The sequence below is a fragment of the Salinivibrio sp. MA607 genome (assembly GCF_001996245.1).
Lineage (GTDB): Bacteria > Pseudomonadota > Gammaproteobacteria > Enterobacterales > Vibrionaceae > Salinivibrio > Salinivibrio costicola.
The window spans coordinates 15,054-38,227 of record NZ_MUFJ01000024.1 but is presented as its reverse complement, the minus strand read 5'-3'; the positions used below and the strand labels follow the sequence as shown (position 1 = coordinate 38,227).

Genomic DNA, 23,174 nt, shown 5'->3' with positions numbered 1-23,174 from the left:
AACCATTGTTCTCAGCTAACTATTGTTCTCAGCTAACTATTGTTCTCGGATAACTAATAGCTAAAACGACCAATCACACAGGATGTGGTTTCCATCATGGCAATTTTTCGGAACTATGATCAAGTACCGCATTTTTTACGGCGAATGTCATTTTGACCTTGAAAATGCGAAGGATCCCTCATGTTTTTACGATTGATCATCGAAAAGGCAAGACTAACAAGATGAAAAAAGACGATATAAATCTAACTAAACAATTTAATATCAAGGCGTTAGTCAAGGTTCGATGGGGACAAGCCTCTCTTGATCATCGTTTCGGTGCGATCGCGGGCGATCAACCCCTTGATCATTCTTCCGATTTAATCCGTCATCATGCAATCTTATTTGAAGCATGGGACCGCTTAAGGTAATCTTCCATAAACCTAAAACCATGAGCACAGTTGCACCGATCACGTCGCAGAATGCTGACTGCCGTCAAATAATTAACACGGTTTGCGTGGCAACACGGGTTTCCGTGATAGTCTACTTTTTGGACATAGGTATTATTATTGCGACATGCGTAAGCAAGGGAACTATGACAACGAAATATTTAAAAGCGTTATGCTTAGCGCTCCCTCCCCTACTGCTAACCGAGTTGGCGTTCGCTGAAAACGCGTCTTCCGCTGATAATCTCGATCCGGTCAGTGAGTTGGTAGAGAAACTCCGTGATAAAGAAGATTCACTGGAGTCTCGAAACGATGAACTGGCTCTGCAGCAGGCGAAGTTGGATGACCTTCTGGTTAAGCGCGCGACGTTAGAAGATGAGCTGAGCAACCTGAAGCGCAAACGCAGCAATGCAAAAGCAGAGCTCGATGCAAAATTTCAGGATTTAATTGCCGATCCGAGCACAGATATTAGCCCGTATCAGCAGGCCTACCAACAAACATGGCAGAAGGTGAATGATCAGCAGCGCGAACAGGCTGCCAACGAAACCGCGATTATTGAGCAGAAAAAACATCTGGCACAACTCGAGCGTGAGCAAGCATTGCTGGCAACGACGTTAGAAAACTTGCATGAAGCGATGCGCGAAGCCCGTGCAGAGCGTCTGCGCAAAGAGCTAACGCAGAAAGACACCATTGAGGTTGTCCATAGCCTGACTTGTTCGCCAAACATGACATTGTCTTCCTGTGCAAATCAAGGCAAGACCTTGACCATGCAGAAAGCCATTCGAGAGTTCCGTGGTCAGGTAACCAACTTTGTTACCGAATCAGACGCTGTGAAACAAAATATTGATAACGTGGCGTTCAATATTCACGTGACCAACAGCGAGATCATGGACGCGGGCTTTACCGGTGGCACGGATTACACTACTCGGATAAAAGCAGAGCTGGTGAGCCGTCCGGATAAGACAGCCTCATGCCGTTTGCTTGATTTGGAAGACAGATACTGTGTTGAGACGACACAAGCACAGAAACAAGCACAGCGTAAGCAGCAGGCAAAACGTTGGGTAAACGTGACTGTCCGCTCTAACCGTTATGATGACAACGTAACCATCAACGATGTGACTTATGGCAGTACACCAGTCGAGCTGATGTTACCGGTTGGTAATCACGATCTGACGGTGACCAAACCCGGCTTTATTCCCTATGATCGAGAAATTTATCTAGGTAAAGATCAAGTGGTATGGGCCAAGCTTAGAGAGCAGCCAAACCAGCCGCCCAGTCCAGGCAAAAAGTTTACTGATCCCGTTGCAAAAAATCTGGAAGCACCGCAAATGGTGGTCATTGGCGCCGGTGAGTACAAAGTGGGCCCTGATGCGCGCGAAAACGTGGCAATTCAGCAATCATTCGCGATAGGCGCCACACCTGTCACCGTCGAGCAGTTTGATGCCTTTGTCACTGCGTCTGGGTATGTCACTGCCGCGGAACAAGGCAATGGCTGTAATACGCTGGTAAACGGTGAAATCAGTCAAAGTTTAGAATCAGATTGGCGTCAGCCAGGCTTTGATCAAGCGGCTGATTCGCCCGTTGTGTGTGTTAACCAAGACGACGCCAACGCCTATATTGATTGGCTCAGCCAGCAAACTGGGCAACATTATGCACTTCCTAACGACGTTGAATGGGAAGTCGCGGCACGCGGCGGCACAGAAAGTGACTATTGGTGGGGCAATGACATTGGCGTGGGAAATGCGAATACCGGTTGGAGCGGCACAGTCTGGTCTAACGATCGTACCTCCCCCGTGAAAAGCTTTCCGCCTAATCCATTCGGTGTTTATGACACCGCGGGTAACGTCTGGGAGTGGGTTGGCAGTGACACGCCACTTGCACGTGGTGGCGCTTGGAACTTCTCTCCTCAGCGTTCACGTGCCTCTGAGCGTCTAGAGTTGGGTGAGAACACCAGTGCTAATTACCTTGGTTTTCGAGTTATCAGACACATTAAAACTCGCTAAATTAAGCATTCACCCACATATAAAACAAACGCCGCTAAAAAAGCGGCGTTTTTTATATCGGACGTTTCTTACTTACGCTTACTACGTTTACCCACCCAAAGTTAACTCGCCTATTACCGGCTCTGCCATCTTGCAGCATAACAATCTTGATATTAAGTTGCTTTATCCTGTGTCAATAGGTCAAAGCCCCCCTACCCAACGTCTAATCTTCTAGATATAGTAAAGTCTGTAAACGCAATTTGTCCCGATAGACGCGTTTGCAGTTCCTAACACTGTTAGGTGCAGTCAGATAAGGAGCTTATATCAACTACCCTCATGGTATGAGTGAATTATCTAGACAACCTCTTCTACACGTCGTACAGGATAACTCCCTTCGGGGAAATCTTGTCTTTGCCGGCTTTATGCCGGCTTTTTTTTATGCTCCAATAGCTTGTCGACTTTTCACTATCGACCCAGAATCGTTACTCTCAAAACAATAATAACGCGTCGGTAAGCTATATGAATCACCCGCTCTCTCCCTCCCCTGTGCCTCCAGCTTTGTCTATGCTTGAGCAGCTCCCCGGTTGTTGGGGCTGTAAAGACACGCATTCAGTGTTTGTTTATGCCAACACTGAATATTGCCGGCTCATCGGCCTCGAACAGCCACAAGACTGTATCGGTAAAACTGACTACGATATGCCTAGCCCTACCACACGGTTTGCGCGTCAATTTCAGGCACAGGATCATTACGTGATGGAAACGGGTAAGCGTCTTCGTGTACTCGACATTCATCCTTACGCGAACGGCCGCTGGTACGCGCACTTATTTACAAAAACGCCTTGGTATAATGACAAGGGTGAAGTGTGCGGTGTGATGTTTTGTGGCCAAGAGCTGAGTGATACCGCTATTTTAGAAGTGGGTCACTGGATATGTCATGCGGTGACACATCCGGAAGAAGCGCAAACGGATCATCACCACCACCAATCACATATCCATCTCACTGCGCGTGAGCAGGAAGTTCTATTCCTTCATTTACACGGCAAAAAGCCGCAGAGCATTGCAAACACCTTATCCGTTTCCGTCAAAACCATCGAAAACCACTTTGCGCACTTACGCGAGAAGTTCGAGGCTGACTCCAAAGCGGCGCTACTTGAACGCGCACTCGCACAAGGGTTTGGTTCTGCAATACCAGAAAGCCTGTTAACCCAACAGCTCTCTATCGTGCTTCGAGATTAATGACACAAAACGACAAACAAAGAGGCCAATATATCGCTATATTGGCCTCTTCCGCAGGTTTACGGTGCTAAGCGCTCAATGTCCCAGCTTTCATCTTTTTGCCGTTGATACAAGAATCGATCATGCAAACGATGCGCACCGCCTTGCCAAAACTCAATGCTCTTAGGTATCACACGATAACCGCCCCAAAAAGTGGGGACCGGCACTTCACCTTTCTCAAACTGCTTTTTCAGCTCTAAAAATTTTCCCTCTAGCGCCGATCGCGCAGACAATCGTTCACTCTGCTTACTCGCCCACGCCGCAATTTGGCTCTCCTTTGGACGAGACGTAAAATATTTAAAAACGTCTTTTTTACTCAAAGGCACGGCTTCACCCATAATGTGGACTTGCCGCTCGATAAAGTGCCAGGGAAAATGCAAACTAATTTGGCTATTTTCCTTGAGGTGTAGCGCTTTGCGACTGCCTAGATTGGTATAAAATACAAAGCCATCTTGGTTAAAATCTTTCAATAACACGATGCGTTGAAAAGGCTGCCCATGCTCATCAACAGTCGCAATCGTCATCGCGGTCGGATCGGGCACCTGAGTATCAATCGCTTGCTGCAGCCAGTGCTCAAACAGATCCATTGGCGTACTCGGCAAATCGTCGCGACGCAATCCCCCTTTTGTATATTCTCGTCGAATATCGGACAAATCCATTGCTCTCTCCCATTCATTTACTTTCCACTATTTTGCGCAGGAAAACGCTGATTAACAAGTTGATTTTCATCTATACATGGTGCCTACCAGGCGACTTTTTATGGTTTAACCAAAGTCACCCTGTTCCTAGCAATACGGTGAAAAGTGACTCGCTCATCTAAACTTGAAGGTACCCACACTGATACGAGGAAAAGGCCATCGAGGCGCAGTATTTTCGACATTATTTTGATATCAGTAAGTTGCGTTTTTAGAAAGCCATCTTGCACTGCTATGACTCATGTTTAAGGTATGGCAAACTGAGTAGACCTTGGTCAAATTAAACTATGTTTGGACATAACGACGCATCAAGCGATGTCACTAAGTCCTTAGAAGAGAGAGACAATCAGTAATGAAGCGATGGCACATCATTGTCCTGATCCTGTTTATCTCATTTGGGACGGTTGGACTGACGACAAAGGAAGCACACTGGGTCGATAAAGTCGCTAACTTTTACGGTGATCGTGCAGGTAAACGCGTTACCGCATGGCGGAATATGGTCGAAAATAGTCAAGATGTATCAGAGCTCGATAAGCTCGACCGCGTCAATGATTTTTTCAACCAACTGTATTTTGTTGATGATATCGACTTGTGGGGCCAAAAAGACTACTGGGCAACGCCGCTTGAATTTCTTGGTGCTGCTGCTGGCGATTGTGAAGATTTTAGTATCGCTAAGTATTTTTCGCTACGAGAATTAGGAATCGATGATAAAAAGTTGCGGCTTGTTTACGTCAAAGCCATCCGCCTTGACCAATTCCATATGGTCGTCGCTTATTACCCAACCCCTTCTTCCGAGCCGGTGCTATTAGACAACTTAGACCCAGAGATTAAACGCGCGTCATTACGCCGCGATCTGTTACCTATCTATAGTTTTAATGGTAGCCGATTATGGTTAATGAAAGAGCGTGGACAAGGTGAACTAGCGGGCAACGCCTCAAGGCTTGGCCTTTGGAATGATTTGCGCACTCGTGTCGAGTCGCTAGAAATGCAAAAACCGATTAGACAATACGATAGGTAAACACCGATGACGTTATTCAATCAAATATTTACGTGGATGCTGGTGATTTTCTTCTGCATAGTGCTGGGCGTCTTCGGTATAGAACTCAACACCACGCGGAATTTTTTACTCAGTCAACAAACCTCTGATGTCAACAATACCGTGAACTCAATGGGGCTAGCGCTCGCACCCTACCTTGAATCGGATGATAAGGTGGCAGCCGAATCAGTGATAAACGCTTTTTTTGATGGAGGATTCTATCGTGAAGTTAATCTTACCTTGTTGTCTGATAACAGTGAGATTACGCGAGAATATTCTGTCCAAATCCAAGGTGTGCCGCAGTGGTTTATCAATCTAGATATTTTCCCCGTCATCACTGAAAAGCAAACCATCACCAGCGGCTGGATGCAACTTGCTGAAGTAGAAGTCGTTGCCCATCCTGGCTACGCCTACAAACAACTATGGAAGTCCTTTGTTCAACTCGGCACAATCATGGCAATCATCTTTGTTATTGCTTCATTAATAATCGGCTGGCAACTGCAACGTTCCCTAAGACCTCTTGCTCGTATTACCGCAAAAGCAGGCGAGATTGCGAAAAACAAATTTGGCGATCCCATTCCTCTGCCACCAACGACCGATCTCAAAACGGTCGTTAATGCGATCAATGTCATGACAGACCAACTTAAGCGTTATTTTGAACAACAAGCAAAAGAGGCAGACCGCCTGCGAAAAGCCGCTTATCGTGACCCAGTATCAGGCCTTGGAAACCGTAGCTTTTATGTCGCTCAACTTAATTCTTGGTTAACAGAGTCTGGCATTGGTGGAATGGCGCTCATCAAAGTAGACCTTATCAGCGACGCATATGAAAACCAGGGGTTTGAAGCCGGCGATCTTGTCGTAGAGCAGTTCGCCAACCACTTAACAACCACCATTATCAGCGACGATAACATGACAGCGGCAAGGTTGAGCAAAGACGAGTTTGTCGTATTGGCACCCAACACCGATTCTGAGGATTTGCTTGTATTAGGCGAACGCGTCATTGCCATAGTCGTCGACATGCAAGCGGATCCATCAGAGCTGATACAACCCAAGGTTGCTGTCGGGTTAGCGGTCAATGGCGGCGGCAACCAAAAGGCCAGTGTATTGCTGTCACAAGCTGACAACGCACTCTCACAGGCACGAAATACGCCTGAGCACCCTTTGACCTTAATCGACCATTCTATTGGTGATGCGGCGATGGGCAAACAGCAATGGAAAGCACTGCTTCATGAGGCCGTCGCGAAAGAACTCTTTGTGTTCAAATATCAGTCAGCCACTGACAGTCAGTCCAACCGCCTCCATCAGGAAGTGTTCTCAGCAATTGAAAAAGATGGCAACTATTATGGCGCCGGTCATTTCTTAGGGGCGGTAGAACAACTTCAAATGGGCGAGATTCTAGATAAACACGTCGTTTCACATGTGCTTAAAACACTAGACCAAGATCCAAGTGTTGGCCCTCTCGCCGTGAACTTGACCTTGAGTAGTATAACCAACGCATCCTTTATTCGCTGGTTGGGGACAATCTTGAGTCAACACCGTAGACTTGCCGGCCAACTACTTTTTGAAATTCCAGAGGGGGCATTTGTTCGCTATGCCGATCATACGGGTCTGCTCACGGATCAAATTCGCCAAGCCGGCTTCCAATTCGGGGTCGATAATTACGGCCGTAATTTTCAATCGCTTGATTATCTGCAACGCTTTAAGCCCGATTACGTTAAAATTGATTTCGCGTATACAAGCCATATTGAGGACGATGCGCAAGACAATGTCCTGGCCTCCATTTGTCGTACAGCGCACAATCTAAATATCACGACCATTGCCACACGGGTTGAGACAGAAGCGCAGCTCGCTCATCTTTCTGAACTGTTCGTTAATGGCTTCCAAGGGTATATCTTCAGTAATACGGACAAAGAGAACTAAAGGGTTAGACGCTTGCGAAGCGTTCAAATCAAAAATCGCGTTACCTTAGTAACGCGATTTTTTTGTGCAACGATACGTCGCCGAAGATAAAACATTTACACTGTAAATTGCGTTTACACTGTAAATCAACGCTAGCTATTTTGCTGGTAGGGTTTCAGCTCTATCGCTGCATTATCATAAAACAAAACCGAAGGGCCATGCTCAGAGTTTATACTGTGTTTTTCTTCTCCAATGGTGCAGTGTACACGATTTAGCAGTGATTTAGTGGCGGTGATACTGGCTGCACGATAGGACGCTTCTATCGTGGTATCTGTTTCCTCTATCGCCTTCTCAATTTCATCAAGCGCTTCAAATAAGTTATCTCTTGTTGAGGTAATGCGCTCGACCATCGCCGCATCACGTTTGGCGGGTGGTAACGCTTCTAGCTTCGCTTCCGCCGCTTTTACTTTATCGAGTTGCGCCGTTTTGTCTTCCCAATCTTTATTCAGTTCAACCATTTGCCGCTTGAGAAGAGGTAACCTCGGAAAACAATGGATATAGGTATGTGCCCCCGCACTGGCCCCCACAATGACCGCCTGAAGCTTTTCACCGACTTCATGTTTCCCACCTGCAAGTGTACCTTTACGCTTAGTGGTGTCACTTATCGTAAGCGACTGCCCCACTTGCGTATTACAATGCATCGCATGCAAGGTCAGCTCGACGTTTTTGTTTGCGCACAAGGTCGCGTATTGAGCAAATTTCGCCACTATGTTGCCATCAGCCACTAAGATGCAGTTGATGTCTGAGTCCGCAGCAACTTGTCGACCAATAATACCGTTCTGAACAATAATATCAGCCCCCGCGGTAATCGTGGCAGACTCAACCACACCGCCGACCGTCACCGTCCCCGACGCTGTCACTTTCATGCCGACTTCAACATCGCCTTTAATGACGACGCTGCCTTCAAAATTGACATGACCGGTGCCTACATCGACAACATCTAAACTCAGCGCATCATCAACTGCAACGCCGTCATTTTGCAAACGCGGGATACCTGCCATGGTCGCAATAAGAATATTAGGATCTTTATTACTGAATGCGCTGCCCTCGTGGGCCGCTAATGTCATCGGTTTACCTGATGACGTTGAGAGCACTGAACCGGTTACGGTAAAGCCTTCATAGCCTGCCGTTTCGGGCACGAGTTTTGCGAGAGGTTGACCTTGCTTCACCATGACCATTTCACCGAGGTCGCGCATGTCTACCGTCCCATCTTCTCGCTCTCTTGGACGACGAACGCGATCGGCGGGGTCTTCTATTAAGTAGACAATGTGCGCATCTTCTCCTGCCACTGGCTGTCGACCAAAGGCTACGGGCACATCCAGATATTCACCGGGTTTTAATCGTCCAGAAGCAGACAACAGTTTTTGTAAGGTTGGTTTTTTGATACCACGAACAATATTTGCTTCACGCAGTGTCGACAGAATATCATCACCTTTAAGACCTCGCCCACCACACGCCCCATTAACGATAAGATAGGCCGTCATCTTATCATCTGCGATACGGGCTTCTATTGTGGCATCGCGTCGCTCGGCGATAATAAAGTCTTCTGACTCGCTATCATCGTTGGACGTATTCAGCTTGGTTAAAGCCGACTCTATCGTATCGTCGAAACAAAAGAAGGCGTCGGCCTGGTGATGCACCAACCAATCCTTAATTTGTTTTTTCTCTATCGGTTGATCACTCGTGTGCTGAGTATTACCGGCCGATAAATACACACGTTGCCCATCCTGAGAAACTCGGAGGATATCGTCTAGCATGTCGCTCCCTGCCAAAAACGCCTTACGGCTTTATCGATATGATGATCCAACCGTATGACATTGTTTTCGTCTCGTCATAAAACGAAACGCCACGCCTCACCACAACCTTAACAACGATTAGGTTAGCCTACGTCGTAGATCGCTGAGGGCAAATGTCTCATTTGTAATAAATTATACAGGTTTAGTCATTTTGGGAGCAGGATCTCTAGTAAAAACGTGAGCACGATAGGATTTATTTGATCACTACTTAGTAAGTTTCTCAGTTTCTATGATGGACGATTTACACTGTAAATCTCATCCGAGCCTCGTTTCATTGGCGGCTATGTTTGCATTTAGCGCGGCATTTACATGGAGCACTGCATTTACATGGAGCGTGGTATTTACATGGAGTGTGGTATTTACGTGGAGCGTGGTATTTGTAGTGAAAGCTATGTTGGCATTAACAGGTATGTTTCTATTAACAGCCTTATGTGAATTTACAGTGTAAATTGATACGTTTGGCGCTTCCTTATCTTTACACTGTAAATTGAACCAATAGCTCTATCAAAACGGCCTGACTCACTCACTGACGTCATGGCGCATAACATAGTCACGGATCATCGCTTCAGCTTGTTTTTTACCCGTCAGTCCGTACCGCGCACATACCGTAGACCACGAATGGCCAAGAATAATCCGACTGATCAATACATAGAGCGCATTATCGTCTGGATGCGAAGGTAAGGCTTTAACGTGCTGACGTAACCACATTTGTAGGCTTGCCAATGACGCATCAACGCCAACGCCCCCGGCAATAAATCCTTTAATCTGTTGGTCTATACAGCCTGCCAGTGGCTTATCAGATAAGAAGCACATCATAGCGCCAACAATATCAACCTCCATGGCCTGATGAGTTGTCATCCATTGGATTGGTAAGCTATGACGAAACAAGGCGACACCGTCTTGCAACCACGCTAGCCGTTTGATTGGCTTTACCATTTGTAAAGAATAACAACCACTGGCTTGATCGCGCTTCAAGCCAAGTTTTATTGGTTCAAACCCCTGCTTCAACCAGAATCGACTAAGACGAGCCGTCGCACCAAAACTCACCCCGAGACACGACATCTCAAGCTTGCTTGCCTCCTGAGCCACAGCAGTAATAAGCTGCTGACCTAACCCTTGATATCGGTAAGATTCGGCTACCGCGATTCGTTCAACTCGCCAAAGGCTCTGGTGCAAAATCGCTGGATCGCCGAGATGGGCAGCGAGCGACTGGCTGAGAAGATGGCCTTTAAGGCGACGTTGCCCCGCAACTACCGCCCGGCTCAAGTCGGCACTAAGACGGCATTCCTCATTGATCACACACGCAGAGACCAACTCGCCCGCGACGCTTCCCACCCAAACAATGATTGAATCGTCATCAAGTAACCGTGCTAAATCATTCGGCGACGTTTGATAATGCGCAGCCAGCAACAAAGCAAATAATGAACGCAGTAAGGCTTCATCACTCAATAGCTGTGCGGGAGATAAACGCTGAACAACGATATTATCCAACTTAACGGGTTGGCTTTGGTCATCACTGATCAGTAACTCAGGCGGATCGACATCGAGCAAGAATAATGCATTTAGCACACGTTCAACCGGATCGTTATCCGCCCATCGCATTGGCGCAGTTAATCTCAATGGTCGCCATTGTGGTTGCTCTGCATCCAGTAATTGTTTCAGCCTTATCGTAAAAGCACGTCCGGTTCCTTCATAACCATGCTCTGTGGTTGCAATGGCCACGCGACTATATTGATGTAAGCATTGGCTCAACATCGGCAATGGGATTGCCGCCGCTTCATCAATCAAAAGAAGGTCCGCCAACGGCGTTTCTTGTAACAAGGTATCGGGGGCAATATAGCGGATATCGCTGCCTTGATAGTCAATTACCTGACCTTGGGTCTCTATACCCAAACTTGACTTAATATGACTAAACAAGGTTGCGGCATGCGCGGGCGTCGGTGCACTGACCAAAATTTTTCGTGGTTTGTTCATGACTAACTGTGCCACTGCGATTCCCAACGCTGCCGATTTTCCACGACCACGATCGGCCGTTAACAACAAGGGACGACGCCGGTGACCCGTGGCCACTTTCTTGACCGCCTCAATCGCATTCTCTTGTCTCACCTCATGTTGGCCAGGCAAAGGCAACACCTCCGCGGGCCTGCGCACCTGATGACGTAGAAAGAAGGCGACCGATTCATTAAGCTCTAGCTGTTTGACTAAACGTCGCACAGAAGGCGGCAATGCCTCCTTTGGCGCCGCTAGTCGTAAAAGAATTAATGATCCCGCCCGACAGCAGCCTGCAATAGCGCAAAACGCTTCGGCATTAAAATCGGCGCCCACCTCAACCACGATATGCCCGCACTCTTGCCCCAGCTTTTGACGCGCTTGACGCCAACTTAATCCTTCATCAGCATGACCGATAACCAGCGGGGTAGCGGCCTCGTCAAAGGCTGCCACGATAAAATCGAGAGGATAATCGATACACACCAATTGTCGATGAGCACGCAATGTGGCGGAATGAATTAAATCTGCAAAAAACTGTTGCAGAGTTGATGAGGTCGTTGATGTCCCCATAGGACGCGTTCCGTTTTGTCGATTTAGCAGATAAAGAAGATGATACCATGCAAAAAAAAACGACACGCAAAGGCGTGCCGTTTTTTATTCGATTTGAACGCGTTAACCGTTAAAGTGTTCCTTTATCAGCGCCAAGATCTGCTCAGCATCTTGATCACTCACTTTTTTCAAATTGATACTCAAATTATTGCCTTTACGACGATAAGACGCGCGTCCTTCTAACAAGGTTTGAGCTTGTTCTTTTTCACTCGGCTGCGGCGCCACAAGCTCATCTTTATATTGCTCAATTCGCTGGGTCACTTCGCGCGTAATGCGTGTCACGCCTTGGGCATCAACTTGTTGCCATAATGGTGTCTCACCTAGCATGGCCACCAACTGCGCTTGCGATTGGCTATCAAGGCTAAAATACAAACGGTGGAGTTTGACGATAGTCGGGCGCCCCAATTCAGAGACACTGGGGTAAGCTTGCAAAAGTGGCAAGGGCAGGGCAGCTGCCTTTAATGCACCACTGACTAATGCTTCACTACACTGACATGCGCTCGCCAGTGCCTTTTGATCACTGACGTCACCGCTGTCTAACATGGCTTGCATTTCTTTACCGCGTTCATACAAGGATAAAGGTTTGTGCGCATTCGCGACATCCGACAAAAACTTAGCATGACGCGTGCTGATCCCTTTTGCGACGTATACCAGAAAGTCCTGCTCTGCAATAATACAAGACATACGGCGCCGGCTGCCATCGAGGACCTCGATACGACCGTCATCAAGCCACCGCCCAACAGCCGGGTATTGTTGTCCGTGCTCTTTTAAAGTGGTCAGAATATCTGATAATGCCAATTCGTTAAGAAACGACTGCTCACGCGCATTTTTATCAAATACTGTTGTTTTATCTCGGATCGTTAACGCTGGGACTTTAACAAGTTCAAACTCGACGGTACGCTCACCCGCCACAGCTAACTCGATCACTGCCGCTCTCTCGCTCGCCGCGCTCTGCGCTTCTTGTGATGTTGTTGCTCGGCGTTTATCCGCCTTTGCAAACAAGCGCGCATTTAAATCAGAGGTTTTAATTGCCATTTTTCTTTTTTACTCCTGATTGAGCTGAGACCAGTAGCTATGCAGCACACGTTCGAGTTCGAGTCCGACTCGATGCACCGCATCTTGCGCCGTTGATAACGTTTTTTTACCGCCCTCAAAATCTTGTGACGTCAAATCAAATACCGTGCTATACGTATCGGCACAGGTCTCAAAAGCCCGACTTCGAGGAATCGTCGCCATCATGACCTGCTCACCTAAAAGATAATTCATTTCAGTTAAGACAGAAATCTGTTTTTTATTATCATCTTCAAACATGGTTGGCATTAAACGCACAAATTCTAATCCGTGCCAGTCTTCCGGAAACATCTCATACACTTGGGGAAGATGTTGGAAAAAGTTCACCGTCGATGCCCAATCCAGTCGCTTCGCGGCGCAGGGGATCACTAAAGAGTTAGACGCATACATCGCATTCCAAACCAGTGGATCGATATGAGGTCCCGTATCAATCATAATGATGTCGAACTCATCACTGATTGGATCAATCACCTTCTCTTGCAATAACTCCACCACATTCAGCGACTGGCTGGTTGCTAACGCTTGCCATGCCTCCGCATTAAACATGGCGTCTTCAGGAAAGGCAGCCATGGTTTTCAAATTAGGATATTGTGTCGGCAGCAAGACATTACGCATCATGAAATCTTTGTCAGCAGCCTGGGGCGTATTGTCCAACATCACATCAACGGCAGAATAAATCCCTTCTTGTTCCGTCAAACTGATTTGTGGGTTAAGGAATAATCGCAGCGAGCCTTGCGGATCTAAGTCAATCAAGCAAATGCGATAACGTTTCTCAAGATTCAGCGCCATACAAGCCGCTAAGTGCACCGCACTCATAGACTTGCCGGTGCCCCCTTTTTGGTTTTGAATGTTCACAACCCAAGGTTTGTGCGTCTTGCCTTTACGTTCATGAAACGTCGGAACATTCGCGGCGTCCATAATTTGATGCGCTTCATCCAGGGTAATGGAGTAATGATTGGCATTATTTTTGGTAAATTGATGCCCGTCTTGCTCCATGCGAGAGATCGCTTCATCAAGCTTGCGCCGCGTAAGCCCTGAACGTGTTTCCATTAACGCTTTCGACATGGGCGGAAAGAGCTGATCGTGTCGCTCTTCCATGACAATCTCCACACGATCAGACTGCACTTGTTTTGTCTGCGCCGCGATATTGCGGAGGTTCTCAATCGTCTTTTCCCTATCCATATTCTTTTTCGCCATCACGAGAAATAATTGTCGATTGTACAGCATAATCCATCCAAGACAATAAAAAGGTGAACAAATGCCAATCAAATACAGATCCTGCTCACAATTGTAATTATAGGGTGGGGCTGAATATCATCACCATTGATGTCAAATTCAACCAATATTATCAGAGCCAATCATAGTAAGATTTAAAATGTCACAGTGTCACTTATTTACAATGTAAATAGCGAATAAATACGGAAGCTTGTATTTGGTTGGCTAATTTACGGTTGTCGATATTTCAACATTAAACTGACCATTTTTCATCGATATCATCAGTAGGATCGACCCTTTATTACACATTTTGGCGATGTGCGATGAACATTGATGCCATTTGATCCTATTTCCCGAAAGCATGATCAAGGAAAATAAAGCGATGGATTCAATAGCCTTGATCATGCTTTCGTTGATAACATGGGTAGATAGGAAGCATGATCAAGTACGTATTGCGATGAAATCACCAGCAAATTCAACCGCAATGTCTCAATAAGCCTGGGAACGATGATCAAGTTATATTTCTGATTGAATAGTGCCAGTATCTTAACCGGAACGATATATCCAAACCGCTAATTTACGGACAATGTCAGGCGTACCAAGGGATCCAGGACGATCCGTCGCGATTTTCTTCTCCGATCGTACGACTGATGAGAAATAGGCTGACTCTCGAACAACAAGATCATCATACATGATCATTGTTCCGCATCCGGACACATGCTGACTGATGGCGATTATACTGTTAATGTCATTTCAACTTGAGCAGGCGAGACACGACTTTCTCACCACATTGCTCACAACATAGGCAGCATTCCGTCTGATTGACCAAAATTCGCATCACTTGATCATTGTTCCATAATGAAAACACGGCCGTTTGGCTCTGATAACATCATCCAAATAAATAAAAGCGTTCCGAGGTTGTGGATAACGTGTGGAATACACTTGATCATTGATGCAGTAACTGTTTGATCATTGATGCGATACGCTGATGATCATTGGTTCAGGCCTTACTTGATCATCGTTGGTGAAGTATGTTGATCATGCCTCCAATGCTTTGTTGATCATGCTTTCGAGAAGGGTTATTTTATAATCCATACAAATCAGTTACCTACGGTTTTTTCATCGCCCGGATCATAAGATCAGATCATCAAATTAGATCAGAATAATCATAAAGATCAGTTAAAAGATGCAATAAAAAAGATCTTTCTTTTTGGATCTATTTTTATTAGGATTTCCCTGGAAGTGTGATCGATTTACGGCTTTCGTCACCTCAACATTAAAGAATAATGCGCTTTGAGTACGCCTGCTATGAAGGATCTTAACTGACATGAGTGCCAGTAAACCGGAAAAAATATTAATAAAAGCACCTCGTTCCCACAAAGACGGGCATCTCTTCGAAGTGCATGGACAACTGGTCGACTGGCTTGCGCAGTATGAGCATTTTAAAGGGGTGACCAAAAGCATCTTAGAACTGCTCAATTTGATTTCAGTGCGCGGGTTTTCATCTCAAGATGGCTATGTCTCTACCACAGAGCTTGTTGACGCGACCGACGGTCAATTAACACGTGCTGCCATTCAGCAACGATTACGTGCGGCGGTGCAATTAGGCCTTTTTCTTCAGCAGCCGGTTCGTTTTGAAGAAGGGCTGGCAGGTAAAACGATGCTCCATCGCTTTGTCAATCCAAGCCGTCTCATTTCATCACTTGGCAGTGCGGGATTGATGACAGAAAAAAGCCGAGATGAAGTCAAACAAAAACGCTCTAAAGCGCTGGCACAAACGCAAGTAAACCGCCAACTTCTGAGCGAGCACGGACTGGGAACGCCCCCAATGATGCCTGGCGAAAAAGATCAGATTTTGGTTTCTCCAACAAGCTGGGCGGGGATCATTGATCAAGCTTTGGCGCCGCCACGGACAAAAAAAGCCTATCAAAAATCAATGGTTGCGATCAGCGGGACCAAAGCCATTATTGAGACACGATCAGCCAAGTCGATCATGACGGTGGATGATCTGATGACGTTATTCGCATTATTTACGTTAACCGTGCAATACCATGATCACCACTTACCGAATTACGAGCTACAAACCCAATCGATTGGCAATAAAACCCCCATTTACATCACTGATATTTTGCAACTACGGGGTAAAAAAGACAGTGGACCGGCACGTGATGCAATCCGAGAAAGCATCGATAGAATCGAGTTTACGGATTTTCAACTCCACGAATTGACCGGCCGTTGGCTGAGTGAAAACATGCCTGAAGGGTTTAAAAGTGATCGCTTCCGCTTTTTAGCTCGGACCATTACCGCATCAGAGGAAGCACCAAAAGAAGGTGAAGATGGGGAAGTTAAAATTAAACCCAATCTGTATATCCTGGTGTGGGAGCCGTCGTTTTTTGAAGAATTGATGACGCGTGATTACTTCTTCTTGTTCCCGCCTGAAATTTTGCGTCAGCATACACTGGTATTCCAGCTCTATTCGCTCTTCAGAAGCCGTATGTCACGTCGTTTGGAAGATTCGATGCTACTGAGCGAGTTAAACCAAAAAATGGCGCGTAACATTGAATGGCGACGTTTTTCGAGTGATTTGATTAGAGAGCTTCGAAAACTGGCAGAAGGCAAAGTCACTGAATCGATTTTTGCGGTAAACCTTTGGGGATATCACCTAACGCTGACACGCGAAGACGATGAAAAAAAATATCCGGATTACCGGATGGATATTAAATGTAATGTCGATGAAGTGATCCGTTACTCCCGCGCTAAAATGTATAACGAAGGTAAACGCTCGCTAGCGCCAACCATGCCAAACCCATTGCGCAACGAGATCTTACCCAGCCAAGACCTTGATCAACTGTCCGGGATCATCGATGGCGAGTTTGAGCCTATCCAACGCAAAGAGAAAACCAGCGGCCGTTTGGGACGCCGTGTTAAGCAACGCAAGCATCTGGTTGAGATCAATGCTGACGAGCTGACCATCGTTCTCTCTAAATATACCTCAGAAGAGGCGTTACAACGCAGTATCACCGCGCTCTCAGCAATGACAGGGCATCCGTCTTCAGTGATCACTGAAGAGTGTCAAGGTTATCTAGAAAAGCTTGATTGGTTACGCGTTGGTGATCAAGTGGTGCCTTATGAAACACTTAGCCGTACAATTGAATTTTTTAATCAGCAACAGCAGGAACGTCACCTATCTATTGAGAAATTAATCTCAGGGTTAGCGGTGCGCCGTAAAGTGTGTCAACGCGTGTTTGACGGCCACCTGGATGGGCAAGTGCTTAGAGCGTTAGATGACATTGCAATGAGTGGCTAACAACCGCGTTATTTTGCACAGGCTTGACGCATAACTGACATGAATTCACGGATTGGCGTTAATATAGATCCCGATAGATACCTTTGTCCTATTTGATGTCTTTATGACATCGTTTGGCTAAATGCTTGCCGAGCGGGCCCTTGCCCGCTTTTTTTCCGATTGTTTTTTCGCGTAGTTTTACCTTGCGTTGCTTGCACAACCCGTTCGACATGGTCGCCTATCATAGTCCCCCCCTAACTGTTTCTATCGACTTGGTTTCATTCTTCTATTTACACTGTAAACTGCCTGTTTTAATTACACGCGATTCGCGTTTAAATGAGGCAGTTATGCCGGTTCTGTTGCCATTTGCCGCGGTTTTTATTTGGTCGGTGAATACCATCGTAAACAAAATGTCAGTGGCGGTCATTGCACCTGGTGCGATGGCCTTTTACCGTTGGTTCTTTGCCATCTTGGTGCTTACTCCCTTTTGCCTACCTACCCTTTGGCGTCAGCGGCGTGCGGTGATAACCTACGCGCCGCGGCTTGCCTTACTCGCCTTACTTGGCATGGTCACAAACCAGTCTGTCGCCTATTTTGCTGCGCAAACCACCACAGCGACGAATATGGCATTGATCATGTCTTTGGTCCCAATGCTCAGTCTCTTTATGAGCATTCAACTACTGTCTCAGCCACTTACAGTGCGAGCCATTGTCGGTGCAGGGTTATCTATCTCTGGGCTGATTTATATGCTGACAATGGGAAAACCGCTAACGTTGTTGACCAGTGGGGCAACCATTGGCGATGGGCTCATGTTAATTTGTGCCTCGTCGTATGCACTGTATTGTGTGTTATTGAAACGATGGTCAATGGCGATTTCTAATTGGGTCTCCGTTTATGTGCAGGCCTTATTCGCGGTAATCATGCTGATCCCCGTGCTTTTGGCGGCACCCAGCCAAAATATTGCGACTGAAGCCTACCCATTAGTGGGATTCGCCGCCTTAGGCGCATCGGTGCTGGCACCGGCAATCTGGCTACAGGCGATCGCGCTCAATGGGGCCAGTCGTACCGCAATGTATATGAATCTATTACCGGTGATGACGGCAATAATCGCCGTCATCTGGCTAGGAGAAGTCTTAACGCCATATCATATTATCGGGGGAGGATTTGTTTTATTGGGCGTTGGGCTGTCTCAGCAATCGACGCGCCAAACTGTCCGTCAACGCTGATAAGCGTCTACACTTTTAAAAAGAAAGTGAGACGGAGGTAGCCAATGTGGTGGTTAATTGAGTTAAACTGGATGCCTTTATGGGTAACCCCCACCATGCGTCGCTCTGACGTGTCAGAGCCGTCGCCGATCGTATGGTAACAAGGAGCAGGAGAGCAATAAGCCTACATGGACGTCGACTTATCCCATCACGCTGCGGTGAGTATTCGCGCAGCGCAGCGTCAAGAAGCGCGCTATTTTTGGCATAATATCTACCATTCCCGTGCGTGGAAGCAATACGACGCGCCTTACAGTCCTATTGAGCCGGTATCCTATTGGTCGTTTCGGTTTGGCCTTTTCCGGCGTTTTCTCGCAGGAGATACCGCTCAAGTTATCTGCGTTGATAACAAGCCCGTCGGTTACGTCACTTATTATTGGGAAGACAAGCGCACGCGATGGCTTGAAGTGGGGATCACCATCTTTGATCCCGCATGTTGGGGAAAAGGAACAGGGCGGCAAGCGCTGACACTATGGATAGACCAACTGTTTGCCCGCCACGCGGTGAATCGCATAGGCTTAACGACTTGGTCCGGGAATATTGGCATGATGCGGTGCGCCAGAGCGTTAGGCATGCGCGAAGAAGGGCGTTTACGCGCTGTCCGCTACTATCAAGGTGAATATTACGATTCACTGCGCTATGGCGTTTTACGTGAAGAATGGCTGCAAAGCCAGATCCCCGTTGCGCAACAAAAAACGGCAGCCCAAACAGCTTCTCTCCAATCGGCCGCATCAGTTGCGTACCAGCCGAATACATGAATTTAGATTGGGCGAAATCCAAGTTTCAATTGCCTGGCGTTCAATAGGGCGGGATAACACATAGCCTTGGAGGTAGTCGCATTGATGCTCGCGTAGCCAACAGAGTTGCTGTTTGGTTTCTACTCCTTCTGCGACAACAGTCAGTCCCACCGCGTGAGCCATCGCAATCATTCCTCGACATAAAGGCGCCGCTTTTCCATGGGGTTGGTCAATGCCCATAATAAAACTGCGATCCATTTTGATGACATTAAACGGATATTGTCTTAGCAAAGAAAGTGATGAATAGCCGGTGCCGAAGTCATCTAGATATAACGAAATCCCAAGTGCATGAATACGTTTCAAATTACGCTGCACGTTGTCAGAATGTTCAAGCAATGCAGTCTCGGTCATCTCGAGCCCAAGGCAATGTGGATCAAAGCGATGGGCGGCAATTAACGCGGCAATATCGTCTGCAAAAGTCGGAGATTGACACTGTTTGGCCGAGACATTCACAGTAATCGATGGGCTTTGCCCGGGGGATAAGCGCAAGTGCCAATTCTCTAACACCTCAGCGACTTGCTCCAATACCCATTGACCTAATTCATTGATATAACACGTTTCTTCGGCTATTGGAATAAACTCCGCCGGTGATATTGTGCCCAGCGTGGGATGCTCCCATCGCAGTAGTGCTTCTGCATGACTCAATTGTTCGCTATGGCTATCAAAAATGGGTTGATATACAAGATGAAATTGATGATGTTCGAGCCCTTTCTTTAAGTCTTGCTCCAAAATAAAGCGTTGTTGGACCTTTGCGAGCATCGCCGGTTGAAAAATAGCCACGCGTTCACGGGTTTGTTTTGCGTGATACATGGCAATATCGGCTTGTTGGATAATATCAGTCACCGATTTATTTGATTGGCCGACTGAAGCGATACCGATACTGGCAGATATATTTATCACATGATTTTCGATGTAATAGGGGGTACTTAGCGTTTGAACCAGTTGTTTAGCTTTGGTTTGCGCCAAGGCCAAGGAGCTATCAGCGTGGAGCAGTACAACAAACTCATCACCACCAAACCGATAAACACGATCGTCTGTTACTGCTTTCTGAAGCCGTTTACCCAACTTTTTGAGTAAGGTGTCGCCAGTTACATGACCGAGTGAGTCGTTGACGACTTTAAAATTGTCCAGATCAATAAATAATAATGTGATGCTATCTGAAGGTTCCGCACTGATTGAATGTACGGCTCTCTTTAGTGCTTTATCCAGTGCAGTGCGATTAGCAAGTCCAGTCAAGCTATCATGATGGGCTTGATGGGTTAACTGTTGCGTTTGTTGACTCACTATCTGTTTTGCCAGTAAAAGGCGATTGGCATAGGACCAAAAACTAGCAAGAATCGATAGCCCGAGAGATAAAACAAGTACACCAACCACACCGGCATAAATCAGATCCGTGTGTAACTCCCTAATATCGGTAAAGGTGACGAGTAATCCCTCCTCACTACCGGCAATAGGAATCGATATTGCCGACGAATGGCTGTTGTACCATTGATTGAGCGTGCTTGATGAATGCGTACTAAAGACAGATTGATGACCAAATGCCTCCTGAGCGACCATTCCGACACTAGGCCCAGGCGTCTTGCTTTGCCACAACGCGGGTAAAAATCTATCAAAATATAGGGTGGTAGAAAGAAAACCGAGTAGCTTTCCATCCCGTTCAGTAATTGGTGCAAACCACCGTATGCCGTGGCCTTGCTCGTCATGAAAAAGCCGCGCCTCAGGGTGACGATTAAAATATGCCCGCTCCATGGTTTGGGTATTGTCACACTGAGAATCTGCTCGCCAGCCTAAATAGCCCTCCTCAGCGGCTTGTGGTGACACATACAAAGCGGGAAACGTATCGCTACGCATGACCCACCGACAGACCTGCTCGTTTAAAGGAGGGAAGGGATGATACTGATCTTGTTGGGCCGCAAATTGTGCTAACTCAGCGCGATTAACTCGAGGGAGCCACATGACGCTGTTGAGTCCAGATTGCTTTTGGGTGTGATTATCGATGAAAGCGTGGAATTTTTCGCGTGTTGGCCCATTTTCTTGCTGCAAATACAATTGTGCTGACAACTGAAGTTCATAGAGCTGTGAAAAAGATTGACCTAATGAATAACGGTATTTTTCAACCTCGGCTGAGAAACGACTCTGCTGGCGTTGATTTTCTAGTGTGTAAACTGACCAGCTAGCGACGCTTGCCACGGCTAACACAAGGAGATAGCGCCACAAAGGCTGCTTAGGCAGATATCGCATAAAAATACATCGACTGTCACTACTGAGTGCCACACGATACGGCGCGATTATGACAATCACGACGCAAACGTATGTCACTTTTGTGAAAGCCATTAGGTAATAATACACCACACCCTTAAATAAAAAGTCAAAAATATGACGGTTTTTTATACAGGTTTAACGTCGGTATCATCGCCAATCAAGATCTAAAAGTGTGACTTTGATCACCATGATGTTAGTGGCTTGATTCAACACTGAAGTTTGTACTTTACCGGTCATTTATCCATTTTCTTTTCCATGATCCCAAATATTATCCGTCGTATTTTGATAGGACGACGCTAGCTTCTCTGCTAACGTTGAAACGTCGTTGGATTCGATTTCTGATCCAGTTCTATCTTTTTTAATTTTATTAAGATTATGAATAAAAAGGGGTTTTTATGGTTAAGTTAGAGAGCGTCTCTGCGGTATGCTTTGACTTAGACGGCACACTCGCAGACCCTTTTGACGATCTGTATGAGGCGGTTAGCGGTATGTTACGTGGCTTAAGCTTGCCTGATGAAGATCCCCATGCAATAAAAGATTGGATTGGTGATGGGGCGGATTTATTGATCCACCGCGTGTTAACTCGACACATCGACGGGCGCGTATCGACCCGCGTGTTAAACCAAGCGCGCGCACTCTTTTTGTCCTCATACCTAGGCAGTAAACCGCCAAAAACTCGACTGTACCCGGGCGTGCTTGCGTGCCTTGAAACCTTATTGCAGCGCCACATCCCGATGGTGTGCACCACAGATATGCAAACGGCGCATGCTAACAGCTTACTGCGAGCACTTGGCGTTGGGCATTTTTTCACCCGGATATTGGGTGCCGATGCAATGTCTGTTGGCAAGCCGGATCCGGACGGTATTTACGAAGCGGCCGCCATACTTGGCGTTTCACCCTTGGAACTGCTGGTGGTGGGGGATTCGGTCAGCGATGTGCATGCGGCTCGCGCCGCTGGCTCGCCAGTAATTTGTGTTAACTATGGCTATAATTACGGTACAGGGATCCAAAAGGCCTGTCCGGACACTACCCTTGATACATTGGCCAGTTTGCCCAATATCATTGCAAGGCCCAATCGTTTGGGTGTTCCGGGACAGGGTGTCACCGCCCCACCGGTATTAGCGGGCTCACTGCGTGGTCGTGCGATGCGACCTAAAGGGGGCGCACAATTTCGATAATATAGCCAGGAGGGAAGCGTGAAAAACGAACTCGATCCGACCCATCTGCTTCGCGCGTTTGAGATAGTCACGGAGTTTGGTGAGAAAATAGAAGATGGACACCGCTTGGATGGCATTGACGCTTTCTCAGATTATGACGGCTATACCATTTATTTAGCAGGAAATGGAGTACAGTTACGTGTGGGGTTTCACAATACGTATCATCTCGACTACGAGCATGAGAACCTTAAAGAGCAGTTCCTGAAAAAGGTTGATGCGTTAGTCAAAAACTATAAAAGATAGCGACGGATAGGCAATGCATGCCGGACCGTCACACGCCCCACAATGGGGCGTTTTTTAT

16 protein-coding genes are annotated in these 23,174 nt (G+C 46.8%); 10 read left to right on the top strand and 6 right to left on the bottom strand.

The window, feature by feature from the left end; genetic code table 11:
* Nucleotides 1–221 precede the first annotated feature (221 nt).
* From BZG81_RS11660 to BZG81_RS11650, 3 genes are all read left to right on the top strand, one after another.
* Nucleotides 222–407, top strand: a complete 186-nt coding sequence (locus BZG81_RS11660; RefSeq protein ID WP_077669804.1) for a hypothetical protein — start codon at nucleotides 222–224, stop codon at nucleotides 405–407.
* A 164-nt stretch (nucleotides 408–571) separates the two neighbouring features.
* A complete protein-coding gene (locus BZG81_RS11655; RefSeq protein WP_077677453.1) occupies nucleotides 572–2,425 on the top strand; it encodes an SUMF1/EgtB/PvdO family nonheme iron enzyme in 1,854 nt (617 codons plus the stop codon).
* 498 nt (nucleotides 2,426–2,923) lie between these two features.
* The gene (locus tag BZG81_RS11650; protein ID WP_077460814.1) at nucleotides 2,924–3,640 is read left to right on the top strand and encodes a helix-turn-helix transcriptional regulator; all 717 of its coding nucleotides are present in this window, start codon (nucleotides 2,924–2,926) and stop codon (nucleotides 3,638–3,640) included.
* Nucleotides 3,641–3,699: 59 nt separating this feature from the next.
* Here BZG81_RS11650 and pdxH read toward each other — a convergent pair whose 3' ends face one another.
* The gene (gene pdxH / locus BZG81_RS11645; RefSeq protein WP_021024053.1) at nucleotides 3,700–4,338 is read right to left on the bottom strand and encodes a pyridoxamine 5'-phosphate oxidase; all 639 of its coding nucleotides are present in this window, start codon (nucleotides 4,336–4,338) and stop codon (nucleotides 3,700–3,702) included.
* Between the two features lie 388 nt (nucleotides 4,339–4,726).
* Between pdxH and BZG81_RS11640 the strand changes: the two genes are divergently transcribed.
* Together BZG81_RS11640 and BZG81_RS11635 are read left to right on the top strand one after the other, a co-directional pair.
* Nucleotides 4,727–5,392: a transglutaminase-like cysteine peptidase gene (locus BZG81_RS11640; protein ID WP_077677452.1), complete on the top strand. Its 666-nt coding sequence runs from the start codon at nucleotides 4,727–4,729 to the stop codon at nucleotides 5,390–5,392.
* Nucleotides 5,393–5,398: 6 nt separating this feature from the next.
* On the top strand, nucleotides 5,399–7,330 hold the full coding sequence (locus BZG81_RS11635; protein ID WP_077677451.1) for a bifunctional diguanylate cyclase/phosphodiesterase: 1,932 nt from the start codon (nucleotides 5,399–5,401) through the stop codon (nucleotides 7,328–7,330).
* A gap of 131 nt (nucleotides 7,331–7,461) precedes the next feature.
* Here the strand turns inward: BZG81_RS11635 and BZG81_RS11630 are convergent, their stop codons facing one another.
* The 4 genes from BZG81_RS11630 to BZG81_RS11615 all read right to left on the bottom strand — a co-directional run bounded on the left by BZG81_RS11630 (nucleotide 7,462) and on the right by BZG81_RS11615 (nucleotide 14,016).
* A complete protein-coding gene (locus tag BZG81_RS11630; protein ID WP_077460818.1) occupies nucleotides 7,462–9,126 on the bottom strand; it encodes a DUF342 domain-containing protein in 1,665 nt (554 codons plus the stop codon).
* A 558-nt stretch (nucleotides 9,127–9,684) separates the two neighbouring features.
* On the bottom strand, nucleotides 9,685–11,724 hold the full coding sequence (locus BZG81_RS11625; RefSeq protein ID WP_077677450.1) for a GNAT family N-acetyltransferase: 2,040 nt from the start codon (nucleotides 11,722–11,724) through the stop codon (nucleotides 9,685–9,687).
* A gap of 102 nt (nucleotides 11,725–11,826) precedes the next feature.
* On the bottom strand, nucleotides 11,827–12,798 hold the full coding sequence (locus BZG81_RS11620) for a ParB/RepB/Spo0J family partition protein (RefSeq protein WP_077460820.1): 972 nt from the start codon (nucleotides 12,796–12,798) through the stop codon (nucleotides 11,827–11,829).
* A 9-nt stretch (nucleotides 12,799–12,807) separates the two neighbouring features.
* Nucleotides 12,808–14,016, bottom strand: coding sequence for a ParA family protein (locus BZG81_RS11615; protein ID WP_077460967.1), 1,209 nt, complete (start codon nucleotides 14,014–14,016; stop codon nucleotides 12,808–12,810).
* Nucleotides 14,017–15,376: 1,360 nt separating this feature from the next.
* On the opposite strand from BZG81_RS11615, the gene BZG81_RS11610 reads away from it, so the two are divergent.
* From BZG81_RS11610 to BZG81_RS11600, 3 genes are all read left to right on the top strand, one after another.
* Nucleotides 15,377–17,356 (top strand): replication initiator protein RctB domain-containing protein, encoded by a 1,980-nt coding sequence (locus tag BZG81_RS11610; protein ID WP_021024047.1) that lies wholly within the window; start codon nucleotides 15,377–15,379, stop codon nucleotides 17,354–17,356.
* A gap of 326 nt (nucleotides 17,357–17,682) precedes the next feature.
* The gene (locus BZG81_RS11605) at nucleotides 17,683–18,561 is read left to right on the top strand and encodes a DMT family transporter (protein ID WP_077460821.1); all 879 of its coding nucleotides are present in this window, start codon (nucleotides 17,683–17,685) and stop codon (nucleotides 18,559–18,561) included.
* A 167-nt stretch (nucleotides 18,562–18,728) separates the two neighbouring features.
* The gene (locus BZG81_RS11600) at nucleotides 18,729–19,355 is read left to right on the top strand and encodes a GNAT family N-acetyltransferase (RefSeq protein ID WP_077660580.1); all 627 of its coding nucleotides are present in this window, start codon (nucleotides 18,729–18,731) and stop codon (nucleotides 19,353–19,355) included.
* On the opposite strand, the gene BZG81_RS11595 is transcribed toward BZG81_RS11600, so the two are convergent.
* Nucleotides 19,329–21,635, bottom strand: coding sequence for a bifunctional diguanylate cyclase/phosphodiesterase (locus tag BZG81_RS11595; RefSeq protein WP_198533653.1), 2,307 nt, complete (start codon nucleotides 21,633–21,635; stop codon nucleotides 19,329–19,331). The two genes, BZG81_RS11600 and BZG81_RS11595, sit on opposite strands and share 27 nt — an antisense overlap.
* 416 nt (nucleotides 21,636–22,051) lie before the next feature.
* Here BZG81_RS11595 and BZG81_RS11590 point away from each other — a divergent pair, with 416 nt between their 5' ends.
* Entirely contained in the window at nucleotides 22,052–22,834 is a 783-nt protein-coding gene (locus tag BZG81_RS11590) for an HAD-IA family hydrolase (RefSeq protein ID WP_077677448.1), read from the top strand.
* Nucleotides 22,835–22,852: 18 nt separating this feature from the next.
* Nucleotides 22,853–23,116, top strand: coding sequence for a DUF3081 domain-containing protein (locus BZG81_RS11585; RefSeq protein ID WP_025674936.1), 264 nt, complete (start codon nucleotides 22,853–22,855; stop codon nucleotides 23,114–23,116).
* Nucleotides 23,117–23,174: the final 58 nt, after the last annotated feature.

Excerpts from the sequence above, each read along its gene's own strand:
- BZG81_RS11660 (WP_077669804.1), top strand. The coding sequence starts at position 222 with ATGAAAAAAGACGATATAAATCTAACTAAACAATTTAATATCAAGGCG.
- BZG81_RS11655 (WP_077677453.1), top strand. The coding sequence starts at position 572 with ATGACAACGAAATATTTAAAAGCGTTATGCTTAGCGCTCCCTCCCCTA.
- BZG81_RS11650 (WP_077460814.1), top strand. The coding sequence starts at position 2,924 with ATGAATCACCCGCTCTCTCCCTCCCCTGTGCCTCCAGCTTTGTCTATG.
- pdxH (WP_021024053.1), bottom strand. The coding sequence starts at position 4,338 with ATGGATTTGTCCGATATTCGACGAGAATATACAAAAGGGGGATTGCGT.
- BZG81_RS11640 (WP_077677452.1), top strand. The coding sequence starts at position 4,727 with ATGAAGCGATGGCACATCATTGTCCTGATCCTGTTTATCTCATTTGGG.
- BZG81_RS11635 (WP_077677451.1), top strand. The coding sequence starts at position 5,399 with ATGACGTTATTCAATCAAATATTTACGTGGATGCTGGTGATTTTCTTC.
- BZG81_RS11630 (WP_077460818.1), bottom strand. The coding sequence starts at position 9,126 with ATGCTAGACGATATCCTCCGAGTTTCTCAGGATGGGCAACGTGTGTAT.
- BZG81_RS11625 (WP_077677450.1), bottom strand. The coding sequence starts at position 11,724 with ATGGGGACATCAACGACCTCATCAACTCTGCAACAGTTTTTTGCAGAT.
- BZG81_RS11620 (WP_077460820.1), bottom strand. The coding sequence starts at position 12,798 with ATGGCAATTAAAACCTCTGATTTAAATGCGCGCTTGTTTGCAAAGGCG.
- BZG81_RS11615 (WP_077460967.1), bottom strand. The coding sequence starts at position 14,016 with ATGGATAGGGAAAAGACGATTGAGAACCTCCGCAATATCGCGGCGCAG.
- BZG81_RS11610 (WP_021024047.1), top strand. The coding sequence starts at position 15,377 with ATGAGTGCCAGTAAACCGGAAAAAATATTAATAAAAGCACCTCGTTCC.
- BZG81_RS11605 (WP_077460821.1), top strand. The coding sequence starts at position 17,683 with ATGCCGGTTCTGTTGCCATTTGCCGCGGTTTTTATTTGGTCGGTGAAT.
- BZG81_RS11600 (WP_077660580.1), top strand. The coding sequence starts at position 18,729 with ATGGACGTCGACTTATCCCATCACGCTGCGGTGAGTATTCGCGCAGCG.
- BZG81_RS11595 (WP_198533653.1), bottom strand. The coding sequence starts at position 21,635 with ATGCGATATCTGCCTAAGCAGCCTTTGTGGCGCTATCTCCTTGTGTTA.
- BZG81_RS11590 (WP_077677448.1), top strand. The coding sequence starts at position 22,052 with ATGGTTAAGTTAGAGAGCGTCTCTGCGGTATGCTTTGACTTAGACGGC.